Annotated in this window: 17 protein-coding genes; 10 read left to right on the forward strand and 7 right to left on the reverse strand. The window is 63.6% G+C overall.

The genetic code is table 11. The features are described from left to right. Positions 1–29 precede the first annotated feature (29 nt). Both AC07R0_RS09085 and AC07R0_RS09090 read left to right on the forward strand, forming a co-directional pair. A complete protein-coding gene (locus tag AC07R0_RS09085) occupies positions 30–740 on the forward strand; it encodes a response regulator (protein WP_495096783.1) in 711 nt (236 codons plus the stop codon). An 11-nt stretch (positions 741–751) separates the two neighbouring features. Next, positions 752–1,033, forward strand: a complete 282-nt coding sequence (locus AC07R0_RS09090) for a hypothetical protein (RefSeq protein WP_495096782.1) — start codon at positions 752–754, stop codon at positions 1,031–1,033. Here the strand turns inward: AC07R0_RS09090 and AC07R0_RS09095 are convergent. The 5 genes from AC07R0_RS09095 to AC07R0_RS09115 all read right to left on the reverse strand — a co-directional run bounded on the left by AC07R0_RS09095 (position 1,023) and on the right by AC07R0_RS09115 (position 5,702). Then, positions 1,023–1,910, reverse strand: a complete 888-nt coding sequence (locus tag AC07R0_RS09095; RefSeq protein WP_495096781.1) for a pseudouridine synthase — start codon at positions 1,908–1,910, stop codon at positions 1,023–1,025. The genes AC07R0_RS09090 and AC07R0_RS09095 overlap by 11 nt on opposite strands. After that, complete coding sequence (gene trmB / locus AC07R0_RS09100; protein WP_495096780.1) at positions 1,907–2,629, reverse strand: tRNA (guanosine(46)-N7)-methyltransferase TrmB; 723 nt, start codon at positions 2,627–2,629, stop codon at positions 1,907–1,909. Before trmB ends, AC07R0_RS09095 begins: the two co-directional genes overlap by 4 nt. Continuing rightward, complete coding sequence (gene gluQRS / locus AC07R0_RS09105; RefSeq protein ID WP_495104558.1) at positions 2,626–3,570, reverse strand: tRNA glutamyl-Q(34) synthetase GluQRS; 945 nt, start codon at positions 3,568–3,570, stop codon at positions 2,626–2,628. The genes trmB and gluQRS overlap by 4 nt, the downstream gene beginning before the upstream one ends. A 20-nt stretch (positions 3,571–3,590) precedes the next feature. After that, positions 3,591–4,661: an NAD(P)/FAD-dependent oxidoreductase gene (locus tag AC07R0_RS09110; protein WP_495076151.1), complete on the reverse strand. Its 1,071-nt coding sequence runs from the start codon at positions 4,659–4,661 to the stop codon at positions 3,591–3,593. A 99-nt stretch (positions 4,662–4,760) separates the two neighbouring features. Beyond that, the gene (locus tag AC07R0_RS09115) at positions 4,761–5,702 is read right to left on the reverse strand and encodes a LysR family transcriptional regulator (RefSeq protein WP_495076150.1); all 942 of its coding nucleotides are present in this window, start codon (positions 5,700–5,702) and stop codon (positions 4,761–4,763) included. 127 nt (positions 5,703–5,829) lie between these two features. Between AC07R0_RS09115 and AC07R0_RS09120 the strand changes: the two genes are divergently transcribed. From AC07R0_RS09120 to AC07R0_RS09135, 4 genes are all read left to right on the forward strand, one after another. Continuing rightward, entirely contained in the window at positions 5,830–6,531 is a 702-nt protein-coding gene (locus AC07R0_RS09120; RefSeq protein WP_495076149.1) for a pirin family protein, read from the forward strand. Between the two features lie 32 nt (positions 6,532–6,563). Next, positions 6,564–6,974 (forward strand): DoxX family protein, encoded by a 411-nt coding sequence (locus tag AC07R0_RS09125; RefSeq protein WP_495104559.1) that lies wholly within the window; start codon positions 6,564–6,566, stop codon positions 6,972–6,974. 58 nt (positions 6,975–7,032) lie between these two features. Next, the gene (locus AC07R0_RS09130; RefSeq protein ID WP_495076147.1) at positions 7,033–7,587 is read left to right on the forward strand and encodes a flavodoxin family protein; all 555 of its coding nucleotides are present in this window, start codon (positions 7,033–7,035) and stop codon (positions 7,585–7,587) included. A 180-nt stretch (positions 7,588–7,767) separates the two neighbouring features. After that, on the forward strand, positions 7,768–8,643 hold the full coding sequence (locus tag AC07R0_RS09135; protein WP_495076146.1) for a pirin family protein: 876 nt from the start codon (positions 7,768–7,770) through the stop codon (positions 8,641–8,643). On the opposite strand, the gene AC07R0_RS09140 is transcribed toward AC07R0_RS09135, so the two are convergent. Further along, positions 8,640–9,560 (reverse strand): DMT family transporter, encoded by a 921-nt coding sequence (locus tag AC07R0_RS09140; RefSeq protein WP_495104560.1) that lies wholly within the window; start codon positions 9,558–9,560, stop codon positions 8,640–8,642. The two genes, AC07R0_RS09135 and AC07R0_RS09140, sit on opposite strands and share 4 nt — an antisense overlap. A gap of 120 nt (positions 9,561–9,680) precedes the next feature. On the opposite strand from AC07R0_RS09140, the gene AC07R0_RS09145 reads away from it, so the two are divergent. The 3 genes from AC07R0_RS09145 (at position 9,681) to AC07R0_RS09155 (ending at position 14,008) form a co-directional block, all read left to right on the forward strand. Then, a complete protein-coding gene (locus tag AC07R0_RS09145) occupies positions 9,681–10,592 on the forward strand; it encodes a LysR family transcriptional regulator (protein ID WP_495104561.1) in 912 nt (303 codons plus the stop codon). 105 nt (positions 10,593–10,697) lie between these two features. Next, the gene (locus AC07R0_RS09150; protein ID WP_495104562.1) at positions 10,698–13,613 is read left to right on the forward strand and encodes a tetratricopeptide repeat protein; all 2,916 of its coding nucleotides are present in this window, start codon (positions 10,698–10,700) and stop codon (positions 13,611–13,613) included. Then, positions 13,610–14,008, forward strand: coding sequence for a hypothetical protein (locus tag AC07R0_RS09155; protein WP_495104563.1), 399 nt, complete (start codon positions 13,610–13,612; stop codon positions 14,006–14,008). Before AC07R0_RS09150 ends, AC07R0_RS09155 begins: the two co-directional genes overlap by 4 nt. 71 nt (positions 14,009–14,079) lie before the next feature. Here the strand turns inward: AC07R0_RS09155 and AC07R0_RS09160 are convergent, their stop codons facing one another. Further along, the gene (locus AC07R0_RS09160) at positions 14,080–14,844 is read right to left on the reverse strand and encodes a sulfurtransferase (protein WP_495104564.1); all 765 of its coding nucleotides are present in this window, start codon (positions 14,842–14,844) and stop codon (positions 14,080–14,082) included. A 54-nt stretch (positions 14,845–14,898) separates the two neighbouring features. On the opposite strand from AC07R0_RS09160, the gene dnaE reads away from it, so the two are divergent. Then, positions 14,899–18,438 (forward strand): DNA polymerase III subunit alpha, encoded by a 3,540-nt coding sequence (gene dnaE / locus AC07R0_RS09165; protein ID WP_495104565.1) that lies wholly within the window; start codon positions 14,899–14,901, stop codon positions 18,436–18,438. The last annotated feature ends 27 nt before the right edge of the window (positions 18,439–18,465 follow it).

Consider the following 18,465-nt stretch of genomic DNA (forward strand, 5'->3'; position numbering starts at 1 on the left):
CATCGATCTCGGGCTTAGGGAGTCTATTTATGTTTGCCAAAAAACCGATCAGTGTTTTGATTGCCGAAAGCAACCCCGAGGTATTGCTCAAGTTCGCGGCCGCTATCGAGCAGGACCAGGCGCTGAGCCTGGCCGCTGCTGTATCCACCGGCACTGCCGCAACGGTGGTGGTTGAGCAAAGCATGCCCGATGTCTTGTTGCTGGACCTGGCCTTGACCGATATGCCGGCGGTGGACGTTATCCGCCATATGGCGTGGCACCACCCCGCCACCGAGGTACTGGTACTCACCCAATTCGGCAACGATGAGCAGGTGTTGGCCTGTATCGAAGCCGGTGCCAGTGGCTATTTCTTCAAGGATGCCGCAGAAGATGATCTGGGTAGCTGTATCCATACTTTGTGTGGCGGCGGTGCGGCAATCAGCCCAGGTATGGCACGGCGTGTGCTTGGTCGGTTTCGTCTGCGCGCAGGGGTGAGCAGCGTGTCTGCCTGGTCCATGTCCCTGGCGGACTCCATCCACCCGCTGTCGGAGCGCGAGGCTGATATTCTGCGTTGGGTTGCGCGTGGGATGTCGCTGGAGCAGATCAGTGAATTGGCCGGTTGCCCGTCGCAAACCCTTTTGTGCCACGTGAAGACGGTGTACGGCAAATTGGCCGCGCAGGCCCGGGGCGATGCATTGGCTTTTTGCCATGAATCGGATGCCCGGCAGGACGGCATGGTTTCCTTGCAGCATATTGGTTGACAGGAGTGAACATGCGCACCACAACGGTTCGTCCCAAACCCATGCCCCGTATCCGTGCAAAGAACGGCCCCTGGTGGTCGTTGCTCGTCTGGCTGCTGTTTTCCGTTGCGTTGGTAGCTGTGGGCATTTTGTTGACCCCTGACTCGGGCGTTGCCTATGTCGATGAGAGCCTGCCTGCAACGGCGGCCCATTCCGCACCCGGTGCGGCCGATGCTGCCGTCCCCATGGCCAGCACGGTGTTACTGCCCAACGAGCCCGCAGGCACACCGGTTGTCTGGGCGCCTAAACTTTAAGTTCTCGGCTGCTGCTGAATTGCCGCGCCTGCCCGGTAATGGGGTCGGTGAAGGCAATGCAGCGCGCCAGCAACTGCAGCGGCGTGCTGAAATCGCCGTCGGCCACCGGAACCAGCTCGGGGTACCAGTGGTCATTGCGAATGGGAACGCCCAAGGCCGCCATATGGATGCGCAACTGATGGGTGCGCCCGGTCGTAGGGCTGAGCTGGTAGCGGGCCCATTCGCCCGTGGCCTCCAGCAGGGCAATGTGGGTTTCCGCATTGGCTTCGCCGGGCACTTCGCAGTAGCGAAAAAAGGGTTCACCTTGCACGATACGGCTACGCCGCACGGCAGGCAGTTCTGCGCGCCAGGGGGCGACGGCCTCGTAGGTTTTATGCACCTGGTGCTGCCGGAATAGCGCGTGGTAGGCATCGCGCTCAGCCGGGTGGATGCAAAACAGGGTGACGCCGGCGGTTTCCCGGTCCAGCCGGTGCAGAGGTGCCAGGCTGTCCAGGCCTAGCGCCTGCTTGAGGCGCACCAGCACGGTTTCCTGCACATAGCGTCCACCCGGTACCGTGGGCAAAAAATGTGGTTTGTCTACGGCAACCAGATGCGCGTCCTGGAACAGCAACGTGTACTCAAAAGGAATGCGGGGCTCTTCCGCCAGGTGGCGGTAGTAGTACAGACGGGTATACGGGCGGTAGGCTGCGTCGGGCAACACCGGCTGGGCCTGTTCGTCCAGCACCAGGCCGTCTTGCATGCGCTGCAGCCACACTTCGGGCTGTACCGTGGGGAATCTATCCGCCAGGAAATCGATAGTGCGGAGCCAGTCTCCGCCGGGCAGCCCCACGCAGCTGGGGCCTACGCCGTCCCGGGTGGGGAGGTGGGCAGGTATCAAACCCGTTGGAACACCAGGTCCCACACGCCATGGCCCAGCTTGATGCCGCGGTTCTCGAACTTGGTGAGCGGTCGGTAGTCGGGTTTGGGGGCGTAGTCGGCGGCCGTGTTGCGCAGCAGCGGCTCGGCTCCCAGTACTTCCAGCATTTGCTCGGCGTAGTTTTGCCAGTCGGTGGCGCAGTGCAGATAGCCGCCGGGCTTCAGGCGTGCGGCCAGCTTGGCCACCAGCGGCGCCTGCAGCAGGCGGCGCTTGTTGTGCTTCTTCTTGTGCCAAGGGTCGGGGAAGAATACGTGGATGCCGTCCAGGCTGGCCAGTGGCAGCATGTGGTCGATGACGTCCACGGCGTCGTGCGAGACGATGCGGATATTCGGTATGGATTGTTCGCCAATGCGTTTCAGTAGCGCGCCTACGCCGGGCTGGTGCACTTCGCAGCACAGAAAGTCCTTCTCTGGCAGCACGCCGGCGATGTGGGCCGTGGCTTCGCCCATGCCAAAGCCGATTTCCAGGATGTGCGGGGCACTGCGGCCAAAGGTGGCGTCCAGGTCCAGTGGTGCGGCGCGGTAGGGCAGCAGGAATTGCGGGCCCAGGGTTTCGAAGGCCTTGGTCTGCCCGGTGGTCGTGCGACCGGCGCGGAGCACAAAACTCTTGATGGTCTTGGGATGGGGCACGGCCGGGCGGCCTGCGTCTGCGGGGGGGATAGGGTTTGTTGCGTCGTTCACAGGGTGGGATTGTAGAGAGCGCGCCAGCCCTCCACCCAGGCCGCCAGTGCATCGGCACAGCCGCTGCCTACGGCCGGCAGGCCCAGTACCTGGGCTGCTGCCTGCAAGGCGGCCAGCGGTGCGGTCAGGTCCAGCGGCTGGGCGCCGTTTTGCTTGGACAACTTTTCGCCATTTGGGCCGCACACGAGCTTTGTGTGCAGGTACTGCGGCGTGGGCAGGCCCAGGGCCTGTTGCAGATGGATCTGGCGCGGCGTGTTGTCGGCCAAGTCCTGGCCGCGCACCACATGGCTAATGCCTTGGGCGGCGTCGTCCACCACCACGGCCAACTGGTAGGCCCACAGCCCGTCGGCACGGCGCAAGACGAAGTCGCCTACCTCGGTGGCCAGGTTTTGCTCCTGTAGACCCAAGCGCCTATCGTGCCAGGCTAGGCTGGTGTTTGCTATGGTATTCGTAGCGGCTAGCGCAGGTATTTCCTGCGCTAGAGGGTTCTTTTCTTTAAATGCATCGGTACGCATACGCCAGGCCCGGGCGGGCCGGCCCTGCAGGCCTGTGCGGCAGGTGCCGGGGTAGACCAGCTCGGCATGGCGCTGGCGCGGCTGGCCGTGTGCGGCGCAGGCCGCTTCTATGTCCTTGCGGGAACAGGCGCAGGGGTAGGCCCAGCCGCTGTGCACCAGCGCGTCCAAAGCCTGCTGGTACAGCGCGCCGCGTGTGGATTGGGTGACTGGTGGGGCGTCTGGCACCAGGCCGCAGGCAGCCAGCTGCTGCAGTATCAGCGCGCTGGCGCCGGGGATGCAGCGCGGCGTGTCCACGTCTTCTATGCGCACCAGCCAGGTACCGCCATGTGCCCTGGCGTCCAGCCAACTGGCCAGTGCGGCCACCAGCGAGCCCGCGTGCAACAGGCCGGTAGGCGAGGGCGCGAAGCGCCCGGTGTAGGTCGGCAAGCTATCCGTCAAGCGACTGGTTAAGCAATAGCGAGCGCCATTTCCAGGCCGGAGATGAACGCGTCCTCCACCCGGTGGCCAATGCACCAGTCGCCGCAGGCACCAATGTCGGACTTGTCATCCCACAGATGGCTTTGGCCCAGGGGTTGCACGGTTTGCGCATAACGCCAGCGGTGTACCGCGGAGAAGTTGGGCTCGGCGCGGATGCCAGTGACCTCGGTGAAGGCTTTCAGCAGCTTGGCCTGCACGCGGGCGCTGTCGTCTTCCAGGTGTTCAAGCGACCACGCAGCGCTGGCCTGCACTGTCCAGCGCTCCACGCCGCCACGTCCGGGTTTGCTGGACTCGCGTGCCAGCCAGGCAATACGGTGGTGGTTGCTACGGGCGGCATTCCACTGTGGGCCCAGGTGCGCCATGGTGGGCTGTACGGCTTGGGGGAAAGCCAACATCAGAGTCCAGCAGGGTGCGACCTGCACGCGGCGTATGTCGCGCACCAGGCGTGCGGCCTGGGCAGATTTTTGCAGCAGATCTTCAGTTTGTGGGTGTGGCATGGCCAGCACGACCGCATCGAAGCCGGAGAACACGTGCTGGGCTTCGGGCGATCCTGGCATGCCGGTGGTGCGCAGCTGCCATTGCTTTTTGTTCAACGGATCACGTTCGATGCGGGTGACCTGGGTTTCCAACTCCAGGCGCTGGTCGTCCAGCAAAGGCTTGGCCCAGTGCTTGGCCAGGGCATTCATGCCCGGTGTAGGAACCCAATGCGGGTCGCGCGATGGAAGGGCGGCAGCAGCGACGCGGCCAAAGGTGTCCAGCACCCGTACCGAGCTGGCGCTCCAGGGGCGGCAAATGCCTTTGGCGGTCTCCAGCGCCAGGGCAAAACGTGGGTCGCGCACGGTGAAATACTGGGTGCCGTGGTCGAAGGTGCCGAAGCTGCTGCTGCGGGTGGACATGCGCCCGCCCACGCCACGGCTTTTGTCAAACAGGGTGACGTTGTGGCCAGCCTGCATCAGGGTTCTGGCGCAAGTGATACCGGCTATGCCTGCACCCACAACGGCGATCTGGCGCGGAATAAAGGGAGAGCTGGTCTTTGTCATGTTGGCTTTCTTCTTGGAGTGGATGTTAGAACGTACGCACGCATTCGCAGTCAACCAACCCCACTGTACAACTGTTGCGCAGGCGGTCTGTGGAACTGCTCAATTGCTGGCCTGGCGGTCCAGCAGGGCCTTGCGCGTGGCCGGACTTTTCAGCTGCTGCAGCCACCATTGCAGGGCGCGTCCTTGGGTGCCACCGGTGTCGGCACGCCAGGCATAGCTGATGTGGATGACGCGGCTGGCGCGTTCCACCTCACGGCTCACCAGACGCCCGGTTTCCAGGTACGGGCGGGCCAGGCTTTCGGGTAGAAAGCCACCGCCCAAGCCGCGTAAATGGGCATCCAGCTTGGCACGCATGCTGGGTACGGTGAATACGTCCTGCCCGCCCAGCAGGCCAAAGGTGAGGGCGTTGCCGCGCTGGGCGGAGTCGGCCACGGCCACGGCGCGGTGCTGCTGTATCAGCACGTCGCTGAGGGGCTCGGGCGCGTTGGCCAGTGGGTGGTGCGGCGCTACGGCGTAGATGAAGCGCATTTCCCCCAGGCGTTCGCCCAGGATGTTGGAGTTGGTGTTGGTTTCCATCGCCACGCCGATGGACAGGTCTGCAATGCCTGAGACCAGAGCTTCCAGCGTGCCGTACAGCACTTCTTCGCGGATCTTCAGCCGGGTGGGTGGGTTCAGGGCAAAGAAGGCTTCACACAGCTCCAGCACGGTGCTGCGCGAGATCACGCTGTCCACCGCAATGGTCAACTGCGGCTCCCAGCCGGTGGCCACGCGTTTGACGCGGTTGGCCACCGCCGAAATATCCTCCAGCAGGCGCTGGCCTTCGCGCAACAGCTCGGCCCCGGCGACGGTGAGCTTGGCCTGGCGCGAGCTGCGGTCGAACAGCAGTACGTCTAGCGCGTCTTCGATCTGCCGTACCCGGTAGGTCAGAGCGCTGGGCACCATGCCCAGGCTGCGCGCCGCCGCCGCGAAGCTGCCCTGGGCCTGGATGGTGACCAGCATGGACAAGGCTTCGGGCGTCAGTACATCGCGTGCGTTTTGCATGGTTCGTTATTTTTCATTGAAATTTTTCGAATGATGCCATCAAACGATGTGGACGGCCAGAAGGGTGCTCGGGCCTAAAGTTCAGTCCATGGATTCGACAGCCGAATCCCACTATCAGGAGATGAAAGTGCTCACGATTCGCAAATCACAAGACCGTGGCCATGCAGACCATGGCTGGTTGAAGTCCCACCACAGCTTCTCGTTTGCCGGCTATTACGACCCGGAACACATGGGCTGGGGCAATTTGCGCGTCATCAACGAAGACACCATCACGCCGGGTTCGGGCTTTGGCACCCATGGTCACCGTGATATGGAAATCATCAGCTATGTGCTGCAGGGCGAGCTGGCCCACCGGGACACCATGGGCAACGTCAAAGGCATTCCGCCCGGCGATGTGCAGCGCATGAGTGCGGGCCGTGGCGTGCAGCACAGCGAGTTCAACCATGCGCCGGATGCGTGCACGCATTTCCTGCAAATATGGATCACCCCCAACGTGACCGGCATCCAGCCCAGCTACGAGCAAAAGACCTTTGCGGACTGCGAAAAGCGCGGCGTTTTGCGCCTCGTGGCATCGCCTGACGGCGCCAACAGCTCTGTGACCATCCATGCCGATGCGGCGGTGTATGCGGGCTTGTTCGATGGCGATGAATCTGCGACCCTGGCGCTGGACCCGGCGCGCAAGAGTTATGTGCATTTGGTGCGCGGTGCGCTGGAGGTCAACGGCAAGCCGCTGGTCACCGGCGACGCGGCACTGATCGAGAGCGAATCCTTGTTGACGCTCACCCATGGCAAGCAGGCCGAAGTACTGGTCTTTGACCTGGCTGCCTGAATTTTTAAATCTGTTTATTGAAAGAAAACACCATGTTCAAAACTTTGCAAAATCCTCTGAGCTTTATTGGCCGTCTGTTGCTGGCCGTCCTGTTCCTGCCGGCCGGTATCGGCAAGATCACGGGCTTTGCCGGCACTGTGGGCTATATCAGCTCGGTGAACATGCCATTCCCTACGCTGAGCGCGCTGTTCGCCATCCTGTTTGAAGTGGGTGGTGGTCTGGCCTTGATCTTCGGCCTGGGTACCCGCTGGGCGGCACTGGCCTTGTCGGTTTTCACCCTGGTGGCCAGCTTCTTCTTCCACGCGTTTTGGGCCGTGCCGGCCGAAGCCGCGATGGTGACCCAGCTGCTGTTCATCAAGAACATCGCCGTGGTGGGTGGCCTGCTGACCCTGGCCGCCTGGGGTCCTGGCGCTTGGAGCCTGGATGCCCGCAGCGGTAATTGAGCTCCGTTACAGTATTTCTCGTGTGCCCTGTGTTTAACTTTTCAAGAAAGAAACTTGTATGACTAAGACTGTTGTTGTCTACCACTCTGGCTATGGCCACACCCAACGCGTTGCCCAGGCTGTGGCCGAAGGCGCGAATGCCGAGCTGATCGCTATCGATGCTGAGGGCAATGTGTCCGAAGCGGGCTGGGCCATGATCGGCGCAGCAGACGCCATCATCTTCGGCACGCCCACCTACATGGGTGGCCCGAGCTGGCAGTTCAAGAAGTTTGCCGATGCCTCCAGCAAAGCCTGGTTCACCAGCGCCTGGAAAGACAAAGTGTTTGGCGGCTTCACCAACAGCGCCAGCTTCAGCGGTGACAAGCAAGTCACCCTGATCTATCTGCAAACCCTGGCATCGCAACAAGGTGGCATCTGGGTCAGCCTGGGCCAAATGCCCAGCAACACCAAGGCCGCTACCCGCAATGACCTGAATAACATTGGTGGTTCGGTGGGCGTGCTGGTGCAGTCGCCCTCGGATTCCAGCCCCGCAGAAATGTCGCAGGGCGACCTGGACACCGCCAAGAACTACGGCAAGCGCGTAGCTGACATCACCGCCAAGTTCAAGGCATAGGTTGTTGAACACCCCCAGGCTGCAGTGCTGCGCACTTTTCGCCAACCCCCTTGCAGGGGGCAACACCAGCAGCCTGGCGTAGCCAGTTCTGCGGTGTTTCTGGTGAGCCTGCGTTGTGTCTGTAGCACTGGGGTAATAAGCCTGTTTCATTGATCTCTATTGACCGACAGGAGCCGACCCATGAGCATCGAACATCAATTAACAGGCCACACCAAGGATTTGGGCGGTGGCTTCATGGTGCGCCGCTTGCTGCCATCGGCACAGCGTCAGTCGGTCGGTCCATTCCTGTTTTTTGACCATTTCGGTCCGGTCACCATTCCGCCTGGTGGCGGCCATGCGGTGCGTCCGCATCCGCACATTGGCCTGGCCACGGTGACCTACTTATTCGAAGGCGCGATGCTGCACCGCGACAGCCTGGGCGTGGTCCAGCAGATCGAGCCGGGCGCCATCAACTGGATGACCGCCGGGCGCGGCATCGTGCATTCCGAGCGCCCGCCGCCGGCCCTGGCCGAGTCCACCTACGTCAACCACGGCCTGCAGCTGTGGGCCGCCTTGCCCCAGGCGTTTGAAGAGGTGGAACCCAGCTTCAGCCACACGGCGGCGGCCGATATTCCCGAGCTCACGCTGGGCGATGCCGATATACGCGTGCTGGTGGGCCAGGCCTGGGGTCTGCGTTCGCCCGTGCCCACATTCGCCTCCACCCTGTACCTGGATATTGCGTTGTCCGCTGGCGGTAGTTTTGAATTGCCGCCGCTGGAGCAGGAACTGGCGCTGTACTGCGTGGATGCCGAGCTGGAGGTGGATGGCACCGTGCTGCCATCACACACCTTGGCGCTGCTGGCCTCCGGCGTGACTACCACCATCCGCAGCACGGCAGCCGCGCGCCTGGTGGTGCTGGGCGGTGACGCGCTGGACGGCCACCGCTTCATTAGCTGGAACTTTGTCTCCAGCCGCAAGGAGCGCATTTTGCAGGCCCAGGACGACTGGGAGGCGCAGCGCATGGGCCAGGTGCCGGGCGATACGGAATTCATCCCGCTGCCGCCGCGCCGTCCTTAAATCGTAGACACGCTCTTGGGCTTGCTCAGCCCCCAGGCCACACCCGCCAACGCCACCAGGCCTCCCACGGCGTGGTAGCTGTGCAGCTCTTCCCCCAGCAGCGCCCAAGCCGCCAACGCCACCAGCACCGGCAGCAGGTTCATGGTCAGAGTGGCGCGGGCCGCACCCCAGAACTTGATGCCAGTCATCCAGAAAAACGGTGCGCCTATGGAGGCCGGAATGGCTGCGTACAGCACCAGCGGCGCATTCGCTGCGGTGATGGGCGATATGCTGCTGCCCAGCCAGAACGGCAGCAGGCACAAGATGCCCATGGCAATCTGCGCATACAGCTGCTGCCAGGTCGAAAGCGGCAGGTTCCAGCGCTTCAGCAGCACGCCATACAACGCATTCGACGATACGGCCAGCAGCATCCACACATCGCCCACCTGCACCGAGCCCTGTAGCAAGGCCCACGGCGCGCCGTGCGTGGTCAGCACCAGCAGGCCCAGCAGGGAAGCGGCTATGCCCACCAGCTTGCGCGCGGACAGGGCTTCACCTGCGATGGCGCTCGCCAACAGCGCCGACAGCAGTGGCATGCAGGCCACGATGGCGCCCATATTCACCGCGGTGGTGGTCCTGGCGGCTTCGTAGGCCAGGCTTTGGTAGGTGGCCATGCCCAGGCCGCCCAGTACGGCCAGCTTGGGCAGGTGCTGCAGGATGACGGTGCGGTGCTGCCAGGCGGCGCGCCCGAGAAACGGTGTCAGTATCAAAAACGCCAGCAACCAGCGGTACAGGGCGATGGATGCCGGAGCAATCACCGCAGCCGCTGCCTTGGTGACGATGGTGTTGCCGGTCCACAGCAACACGGCCGCCAGCGGCGCAAGTGCGGCGCCCTGGAAGCTGCTGAAAGAGGCGGGAGCGGAAGAAGATGTAGCCATACGGTTACCTTGTGGGTATCAAGTTGGGTCTATTTTTTAGTGTTTCGATGCATCAATAAAGTGCAACATTCGATCTATACCCATGCAAGCTGTGCATGCATGCGGGAGAATCACCGCACCATGGACCTGAACCATCTGATCGATCTGGACGCCTTGCTCAGCGAGGGCAGTGTGGCCGGCGCGGCCAAGAAGCTGCACCTCAGCGCACCCGCCATGAGCCGGCGCCTGGCGCATTTGCGCCATGCCCTTGGCGACCCGCTGTTTGTGCTGGCCGGCCGCCGCCTGGTGCCCACGGCCAGGGCACTGGACTTGCGGGAACGGGTACAGGCCGCGATGGAAGATGTACGCGGTATTCTGGCTCCGCCAGTGGTGGACTTCAGCCGCCTGGAACGCACGCTGACGCTGCGCGCCAACGATGGCTTCATCGGCGCCTGGGCACCTCGGCTGCTGGCGCGCACCCTCGCCGAGGCGCCCGGTGTGCGCCTGCGCTTCGTGCCCCGCACCGATACGCATATGGAGCAGCTGCGCAGCGGCGAGATCGATCTGGACCTGGGCGTGCTGCATGCGCCCGCGCCGGAAATCAAAAGCCAGCTGCTGATGCGGGTCGGCTTTGTCGGCGTGGTGCGGGCCGGGCATGCGTTGCAGCAGCTGGTCGAAGTGGATGTGGCAGCCTTCACCCGCTGGCCGCATGTGACGCCGTCGCGGCGCGGGCGCGCCCACGGCTCCATCGACGAGGCTCTGCAGGTCGTGGGAGCGCAACGCCAGGTGGTGGCGGTGGTGCCGGGTTTTCAGACTGCGTTGGCCATGGTGCAGGCCTCGGACTGCATAGCCGTGATGCCGGAGCCCTTTGCGCTGTGGAACGCCGGGGCCGGCCAGTTTTTCATTTTTGCGCTGCCGGTGCAGACCCAGGGCGTGGACATTGCCCTCAACTGGCACCCGCGCATGCACGGCGACCCGGTGCACTGCTGGCTGCGCGAGCATGTGCGCGCGGTCACTGCCATCGCCTGGCCTGCCGAAATTTATACGAAATAGGCCTGCAACGCAGAAATTACCTACGCAGGAAGCTCATATTTTTATAGCGATAGGCTGCGGGAAATCCGCTATCCCAAACCGGCGCCCGGCTCCATAATCCGCGCCATGGGCCACACCGCAAGCATCTTTGGCGACGGCAATACCGTTGTCCAAATCGAAGGTGACAACAACATCGTGCAGCTGGGCCGCGCGCATCTGGTGCTGACGCGGTTCGAGGCGCAACGCAGGCTGGACACCCCCCTGAACCGGCTCACCCCCTACGCACGCTCCACACCCCTGCTGGGCCGCGATGCGGAAATGGCCAGCCTGCGCAGCTTTTTGCAAGACGCCAGACCCATCAGCGTGCGGGTCATGGTGGGCAGCGGCGGCAGCGGCAAGACCCGGCTGGCGCTGGACCTGTGTGACAGCCTGGCGCAAGAGGGCTGGAACACCGGCTTCATCACCGGCGCCGAGCTGGATCGCTTTGTGGCCCAGCAAAACCTCAGCGCCTGGCGTTGGCAAAAACCCACCCTGGTGGTGATCGACTACGCCGCCGCCAAGGCCGAAACCCTGAAGCTCTGGTTGTCCGAGCTGGCCGACCACAGCCAGTCTTCGTCTCGTCCTTCGCATCCGCTGCGCCTGCTGCTGCTGGAACGCCATGCGGACCCTCAGGGTGGCTGGTGGCAAACCGTGTTTGGCGGTGATGCGCGCCAGTACGCCCGCCAGGCCCTGCTGGACCCGCCTGTGCCAGTGGAAATCCACCGCCTGGTGGAGCAGCAGGACCGGCTGGCGCTGCTGCGCAATATGCTGGACCAGCAGGCCATCTGGTTGCCGCTGGACGGGCCTGTGCTGCAGGCCCAGTTGATGGCCGCGCCATGGGGCGGCGATCCCTTGTTTCTGATGATGGCCGCCATGCACATGGCCAGGCTGGGCCATGCCCAGGCCTTGTCCCTGGGGCGTACCGACCTGGCGATGGCGGTGGCTGGCTGGGAGATACAGCGCCTGCAAAAACTGGCCCAGGCGCAGCACCTGGACCCGGCTTGGGTGCTGCACCTGGCCGCCTGCGCCACGCTGGCCCAGGGGCTGGAGCACAAGGCGTTCATTGCCTTCGCGGTGGCGGAGAAGGCCGTCTCCGGCTGGGAGGGCGCACCACCCGCCGTGGCCAAACTGCTGGAGCAAGCCCTGCCGCAGCCCGGCGGCATAGCCCCCGTTACCCCCGACCTGATTGGCGAGGCCCTGGTGCTGCAGGTGCTACGCGATGACCCGGACGCCGTGCAGCGCTGCTATGCCGCCCTGGGCCATAAGGTGGCCGAGGCCGCAGTCCGCTGCGCGCAGGACTTTGCCGCCGAGTCACCGCTGCCGCTGCAATGGCTGAATGCCATGGTGGATGCGGCCCAGCAGGATGTGCCTGCGCTATTGCAGCTACTGTTCAGCCTGCCCATGGGGAGCGTGGTGCTGGGCGATGTCAGCCTGCGGGTGGCGCAATGCCTGCAGACCCAATGTGCAGACGACCCCGCTGCGAACCCTGGACTGCAGGCGGCGGCCTTGCTGAGCCTGTCTCTCGCACAGTCACAGGTGGGGCAGCCCGAAGCCGCTTTGCTGGCCGCGCAACAGGCCGAGGCGCTGTACCGCAGCCTGGCGGAGCAGCAGCCAGACCTATTCACCGCCGACCTGGGCCGGGCCCTGAACAACCTGGCGTTCATGCAAAGCAATCTGGCGCAGGCGAAGGCCGCTGTGCGGGCGGGGCTGCAGGCCGTGGCTCTGTACGCCGGCCTGGTGGCACAGCAACCCGAGGCCTTTACGCCAGACTGGGCCGTGGCCCAGCTGAACCTGGCCAAGGCGCAGATCGAGATGGGGCAGCTGGGGGCGGCTCTGCACGCAGTGAATCAATCCATTATTTTGTACCGCGGCCTGGTGGCGCAGCAGCCGGATGTGTACGCCCCGAATCTGGCCAGGTCGCTGAACAACCTGGCCTATATCCACAGCCAGCAGGGCCAGTCGCAGGCGGCTTTGCAGAGTGCTCTGGAGGCGGTGGAGCTGTACCGTGCGCTGGCCGCACAGCGGCCCGACCTATTTACCTCGGAGCTGGCGTTTTCGTTGTTCAATCTGACCAAATCGCAGGTCGAGCTGGGCCAGTTTCAAATGGCTTTGCCCGTGGCCCAGGAGGCCCTGGATTTGCACCGGCAACTGGCCCAGCAGCGGCCCGAGGTGTTTTTGTCGCTGCTCGCACGGTCGCAGACGAATCTGTCTTACATCCACAGCGCATTGGGCCAGCATGCAGAGGCTCTGCAGTCGGCGCAGCAAGCGGTGGACACCTACCACCAGCTGGCATTGCAGCGGCCCGAGGTGTTCCAGCCCGACCTGGCCATGGCCTTGCTGAATCTGACCAAATCTCAAGTGGAGTCCGGCGAGCCTGCCGCCGCCCTGCAGTCGGCGCAGGAGTCCGCCGACCTGTATCGCAGTCTGGCCCTGCACGCACCGGATGTGTATACCCCTGAGCTGGGCAAGGCGCTGAGCAATCTGGCGGGGATGCAGCTGGCCAATGGCTTGGTTGACGCCGCCGTTGAAACAGCGCAGCAGGCGACCGTGTTGCACCAAGGGCTGGAGGTGGCGCGGCCTGGCGTGTTTTCTGCGGACTGGGCCAGAGCGCTTTTCATCCTTTCCCGTGCCCATGCCACGCAGGAGCAGTTTGGTGCGGCCCGGCAGGCGGCGCAGCAGTCTGTGGATTTGTACCGTCCCCTGGCGGTGCAGCTGCCCGATCTGTATGGCCCCGACCTGGCCCGGTCGCTGTATCTGTTGGCCGTGTGCATCCACAGGGAAGAGGGCGAGGACGCCGGTGGCGCCCTGGCAGTCGCCCAGGCGGCGGTGCAGGCCCTGTTGCCGCATTTTCTGCAGCGGACCGAGGCCTATGTGGAGCTGATGCAGCCATTGTTGAGCGACTACTTTGCGCTATGCCAGGCCGCAGACCAGGAGCCCGACCAGGCGCTGTTGGCGCCGCTGCAGCCTTTTTTTGCCCAAACCGATGAGGAAGCACCGCCATGATCGATCCCGCAACCCTTTCCGCCCTGGTCAGCAGCACCGTGGCGCTGCTGTCACCCTTGCTGGCCAAGGCCGTGGACAAAGGTGCAGAGGAACTGGGCAAGTCGGCCATGGGTGCTTTGCTGGACAAGTTCAAGCAGCGCCTCGGTGGTACGCCGGCCGAAAAGCCGCTGCAAGACCTGGCCAAGCAACCCGAAGATGCCGACAACCAGGCAGATCTGCGCAAGCAGCTCAAGGCGGCGGTACAGGCCGACCCGGCCTTGGCGGCATTCCTGCAGCAGTGGCTGGAGCAAGGCCGCCAGCAGGCACGGGCCCTGGGCATTACGCAGACCGCCACGGTCACAGGCAACGACAACAAAACGGTGCAGATTGCCGGCTCGGGCAACTCGGTGTCGTGAGTGTTTTGCTATTTAATTGATAGCTGTCAGCGCAGGTGTATTCTGCGCTGGCGGCCTAAAAGGCTTGAAGCCTAGATTTTCGCTGCAGCCAGGTCGCTGGCCGACAGATCGGCCTCCAGCGTGCGCCGCTCGTCAAATACAAAGCAGCTGCCGTGGTAGTGGCTGCCATCGGTTTCCTCGAAGTATTTAAGGATGCCGCCTTCCAGCTGGTACACATGCTCCAGCCCTTGTTCGCGCATCAGGATGGCGGCTTTTTCGCAGCGTATGCCGCCGGTGCAAAAGCTCACCACGGTCTTGTCCTGCAGCTCGGCCTTGTGTTCCAGCAGGGCAGGGGGGAACTGACTGAACTTGTCTATGCGCCAGTCGATAGCATCGTCAAACGTGCCGTGGTCCACCTCGAAGGCGTTGCGCGTGTCCAGCGTGACCACAGGGCGACCTTCGTCGTCCACGCCCTGGTCCAGCCAGCGTTTCAGCGTGGCCGCGCTGACGGCGGGTGCACGGCCGTCCGGGCGGCTGAAGTCGGGCTGGATGGTTGGGCAGTCCATGCGGATGATTTCGTTCTTTACCTTCACCAGCATCTTCTTGAAGGGCTGGGTGGTCGACCAGCTTTCCTTGGGCGCCAGGTCGGCAAAGCGCGGGTCTTGCTGCAGGCGGGCCACAAAGGCACGCACGGCGGCCTCGGGCGCAGCCAGGAACAGGTTGATGCCTTCGCCGGCCAGCAAGATGGTGCCCTTGAGCTGCAGCTCCAGGGCCCAGGCGTGCAGTTGCTCACGCAAGGCTGCCGCGTCTGGCAGGGGGACGAATTTGTAGGAGGAGATGTTCAGGATGGAGTTCACCCAGCGATTTTAAGAGCCTGCTTTCAGGCCTGGCCCGCGACCTAAAATGGTCGGATGTTTGTCCATCTCCGCCTCCATACCGAATTTTCCGTCGTTGACGGCACCAACCGCATCGACGAAGTCGTCAAAGCCGCCGCCAAGGACCAGCAACCCGCGCTGGCGATTACCGACCTGAGCAACCTGTTCGGCGCGCTCAAGTTCTACAAGGAAGGCAGGGGCAAGGGCGTCAAACCCATCATCGGGGCCGAGATATTCCTGGAAGGCCAGGGTCTGGACCTGACGGCGCTGAGCCGCGTGATCGTGCTGGTGCAGAACAAGCAGGGCTACCTGAACCTGTCCGAGCTGCTGGCGCGGGGCTTTACCCAGAATATTGTGAAGAACCAGGCGGTGATCAAGCTGGCCTGGCTGCAGGAGTTGAACGAGGGGCTGATCTGCCTCTCGGGCGCGCAAGCCGGCCCGGTGGGCCAGGCCCTGGTGCAGGGCGATACCGCGCGGGCCGAAGAGGCAGCGCTACAGTTTGCCGCGCTGTTCCCCCAGCGCTTTTACCTGGAGCTGCAACGCGCCGGCCGGCCGGACGACGAGGCCCAGGTGGTGGGCGCGGTGCAACTGGCGGCGCGCCTGCAGCTGCCGGTGGTGGCGACCCACCCGGTGCAGTTCGGCGAGGTGGATGACTACGACGCCCACGAGGCCCGGGTATGCATTTCCGAAGGCGAGATTCTGGGCAACCAGCGCCGGGTGCGCCGCTTCACCCGCGAGCAGTATTTCAAGACCACGGAGCAAATGCTGGCCCTGTTTGCCGACCTGCCTTCTGCCGTGGCCAACACGCTGCAGATCGCCAAGCGCTGCAACCTGAGCCTGGTGCTGGGCAAGCCGCAGCTGCCGGACTTCCCCACGCCCCTGGTGGATGGCGTGCGCATGACACCCGAGGACTATTTCCGCTACGCATCGCACGAGGGGTTGAAAGAGCGCCTGCTGCACTTGTACCCTGATGAGGCCAAGCGCGAGGCCGAGCGCCCGCGCTATGTGGAGCGGCTGGAATTCGAGCTCACCACCATTTTGAAGATGGGCTTCCCGGGCTACTTCCTGATCGTGGGCGACTTCATCAACTGGGCCAAGAACAACGGCTGCCCCGTGGGGCCGGGCCGGGGCTCTGGTGCCGGTTCGCTGGTGGCCTATGCGCTGAAGATTACCGACCTGGACCCGCTGCAGTACAAGCTGCTGTTCGAACGTTTCCTGAACCCGGAGCGGGTGTCCATGCCTGACTTCGACATCGACTTCTGCCAGAGCAACCGCGATCGCGTGATCGATTACGTGAAGGAAAAATACGGCAAGAACGCCGTGAGCCAGATCGCCACCTTCGGAACCCTGGCCGCCAAGGCGGCCATCCGCGACGTGGGCCGTGTCATGGACATGAGCTACAACTTCTGTGATGGCATCTCCAAGCTGGTGCCGGGCAAGCCCGGTATGTCGTACACGCTGGCCTATCCGCCCGAACCCAAGAAGGACGGCGACAAGAACAACTACGCGCTGGAGCTGGAGCCCCTGCTGTACGAGCGCGTGCGTACCGAAGAGGACGTGAAGACCGTCATCGAAATGGCGCAAAAGCTGGAGGGTATGACCCGCAACATCGGCATGCACGCCGGGGGCGTGCTGATTGCCCCGGGCAAGCTCACCGACTTCTGCCCGCTGTACCAGCAGCCCGGCAGCGAGTCGGCCGTGAGCCAGTACGACAAGGACGACGTGGAGGCCATCGGCCTGGTGAAGTTCGACTTCTTGGGCCTGGCCACGCTGACCATCCTGGAGATCGCCAAGGAGTTCATCATCCTGCGCCACCCGGGCCAGGAGAACTTCGCCTTCGAGAACATCCCGCTGGACGACAAGCCCACCTACAAGCTGTTCTCCGACGGCAAGACCGAAGCCGTGTTCCAGTTTGAAAGTCGCGGCATGCAGGGCATGTTGAAAGACGCCAAGCCCAGCCGACTGGAAGACTTGATTGCGCTGAACGCGCTGTACCGTCCAGGGCCTATGGACCTGATCCCCAGCTTCGTGGCGCGTAAGCACGGCCGCGAGGAAGTGGAGTACCCGCACCCGGCGGTGGCCGAGATGTTGAGCGAGACCTACGGCATCATGGTCTACCAGGAGCAGGTGATGCAGACTGCGCAGATCCTGGGCGGCTACTCGCTTGGCGGCGCGGACATGTTGCGCCGCGCCATGGGTAAGAAGAAGGCCGAGGAAATGGCCGAGCACCGTGAGAAGTTCCGCGCCGGTGCCCTGGCCACCCACAACATCCCAGAGGCCAAGGCCGACGAAATCTTCGACTTGATGGAGAAGTTCGCGGGCTATGGTTTCAACAAGTCGCATGCTGCTGCCTACTCGCTGCTGGCGTACCACACGGGTTGGCTGAAGGTGCATTACCGCGCCGAATTCTTCTGCGCCAACTTGACGGTGGAAATGGACGACACCGACAAGCTCAAGCTGCTGTTTGAGGACGCGGTGAAGATGGGCCTGAGCTTCGAGCCGCCCAACATCAACCTGGGCCGCTACCGCTTCGAGCCGGTGACCGACAAGCTGATCCGCTACGGCCTGGGCGCCGTGAAGGGCTCGGGCCAGCAGGCGATTGAGGCCATCGTGGCGGCACGCGAAGCCGGTGGGCCGTTCAAGAGCCTGTTCGACTTCTGCGTGCGGGTGGACAAGTCCAAGCTGAACAAACGCACGGTGGAAGCACTCATCAAGGCCGGCGCCTTTGACGCTATCGAGATCAACCGCGCGGCGCTGATCGCCTCCATCGACCGCGCCTTTGCCTTTGCGGCGGCCACGCTGGCGAATGCCGACCAGGGCGGCCTGTTCGACATGCTCGAAGACGACAGCCACGGCTCCAGCACGCAGGAGCCGGACCTTGTCGAAACCCCGATGTGGGGTATCAAGGAGCGGCTGACGCTGGAGAAAACGGCAGTGGGCTTCTACCTGTCGGGCCATCTGTTCGATGAGGTGCGCAAGGAGGTGCGCCGCTTCGCCAAGCGCGAGATTGCCGATGCAGTGGACAGCCGCGACATCGTCATGCTGGCCGGCATCATCAGTGACCTGCGCGTTATCAACGGCCAGCGCGGCAAGCTGGGCCTGTTCCGGCTGGACGACGGCTCCGCAATGATCGACGCCCGCGTCAGCGATGCATTGATGCAGGCCAACAAAGACCTGTTCAAGGACGACGAACTCATCATCGCCATGGGCAAGGTGCAAACCGACCGCTTCGGCGGCGGTGGCCTGCAGATGAGCATTACCGAAGCCTGGAGCCTGGCCACCGCGCGTTGCCGCTACGCTAAGTTCCTGCGTCTGCAGCTGCCACCGAACGCCACCGGCTCCGGCCTGGACATTGCCAAGCTGGTGAAGGATTTCCCGCCGGTACGTGAAACCACCGAACAGGGCGACGTGGTGCATGGCCTGCCGGTGCGCCTGTCGGTACAGCGCCAAACCCCGCAGGGCGTGGCCGTGGCCGACCTGTTGCTGGGCGACAAGGCCCGTTTCTTCCCCACCGATGCGGCACTGGCCCAATGCCTGGCGCAGGCGGCGCAGGCCGTGGTGGCCTATGAGGAATAGGGCGTCTGGTGCAGTTTGCTATTAAAT

Source organism: Rhodoferax sp. GW821-FHT07F03 (assembly GCF_059418745.1).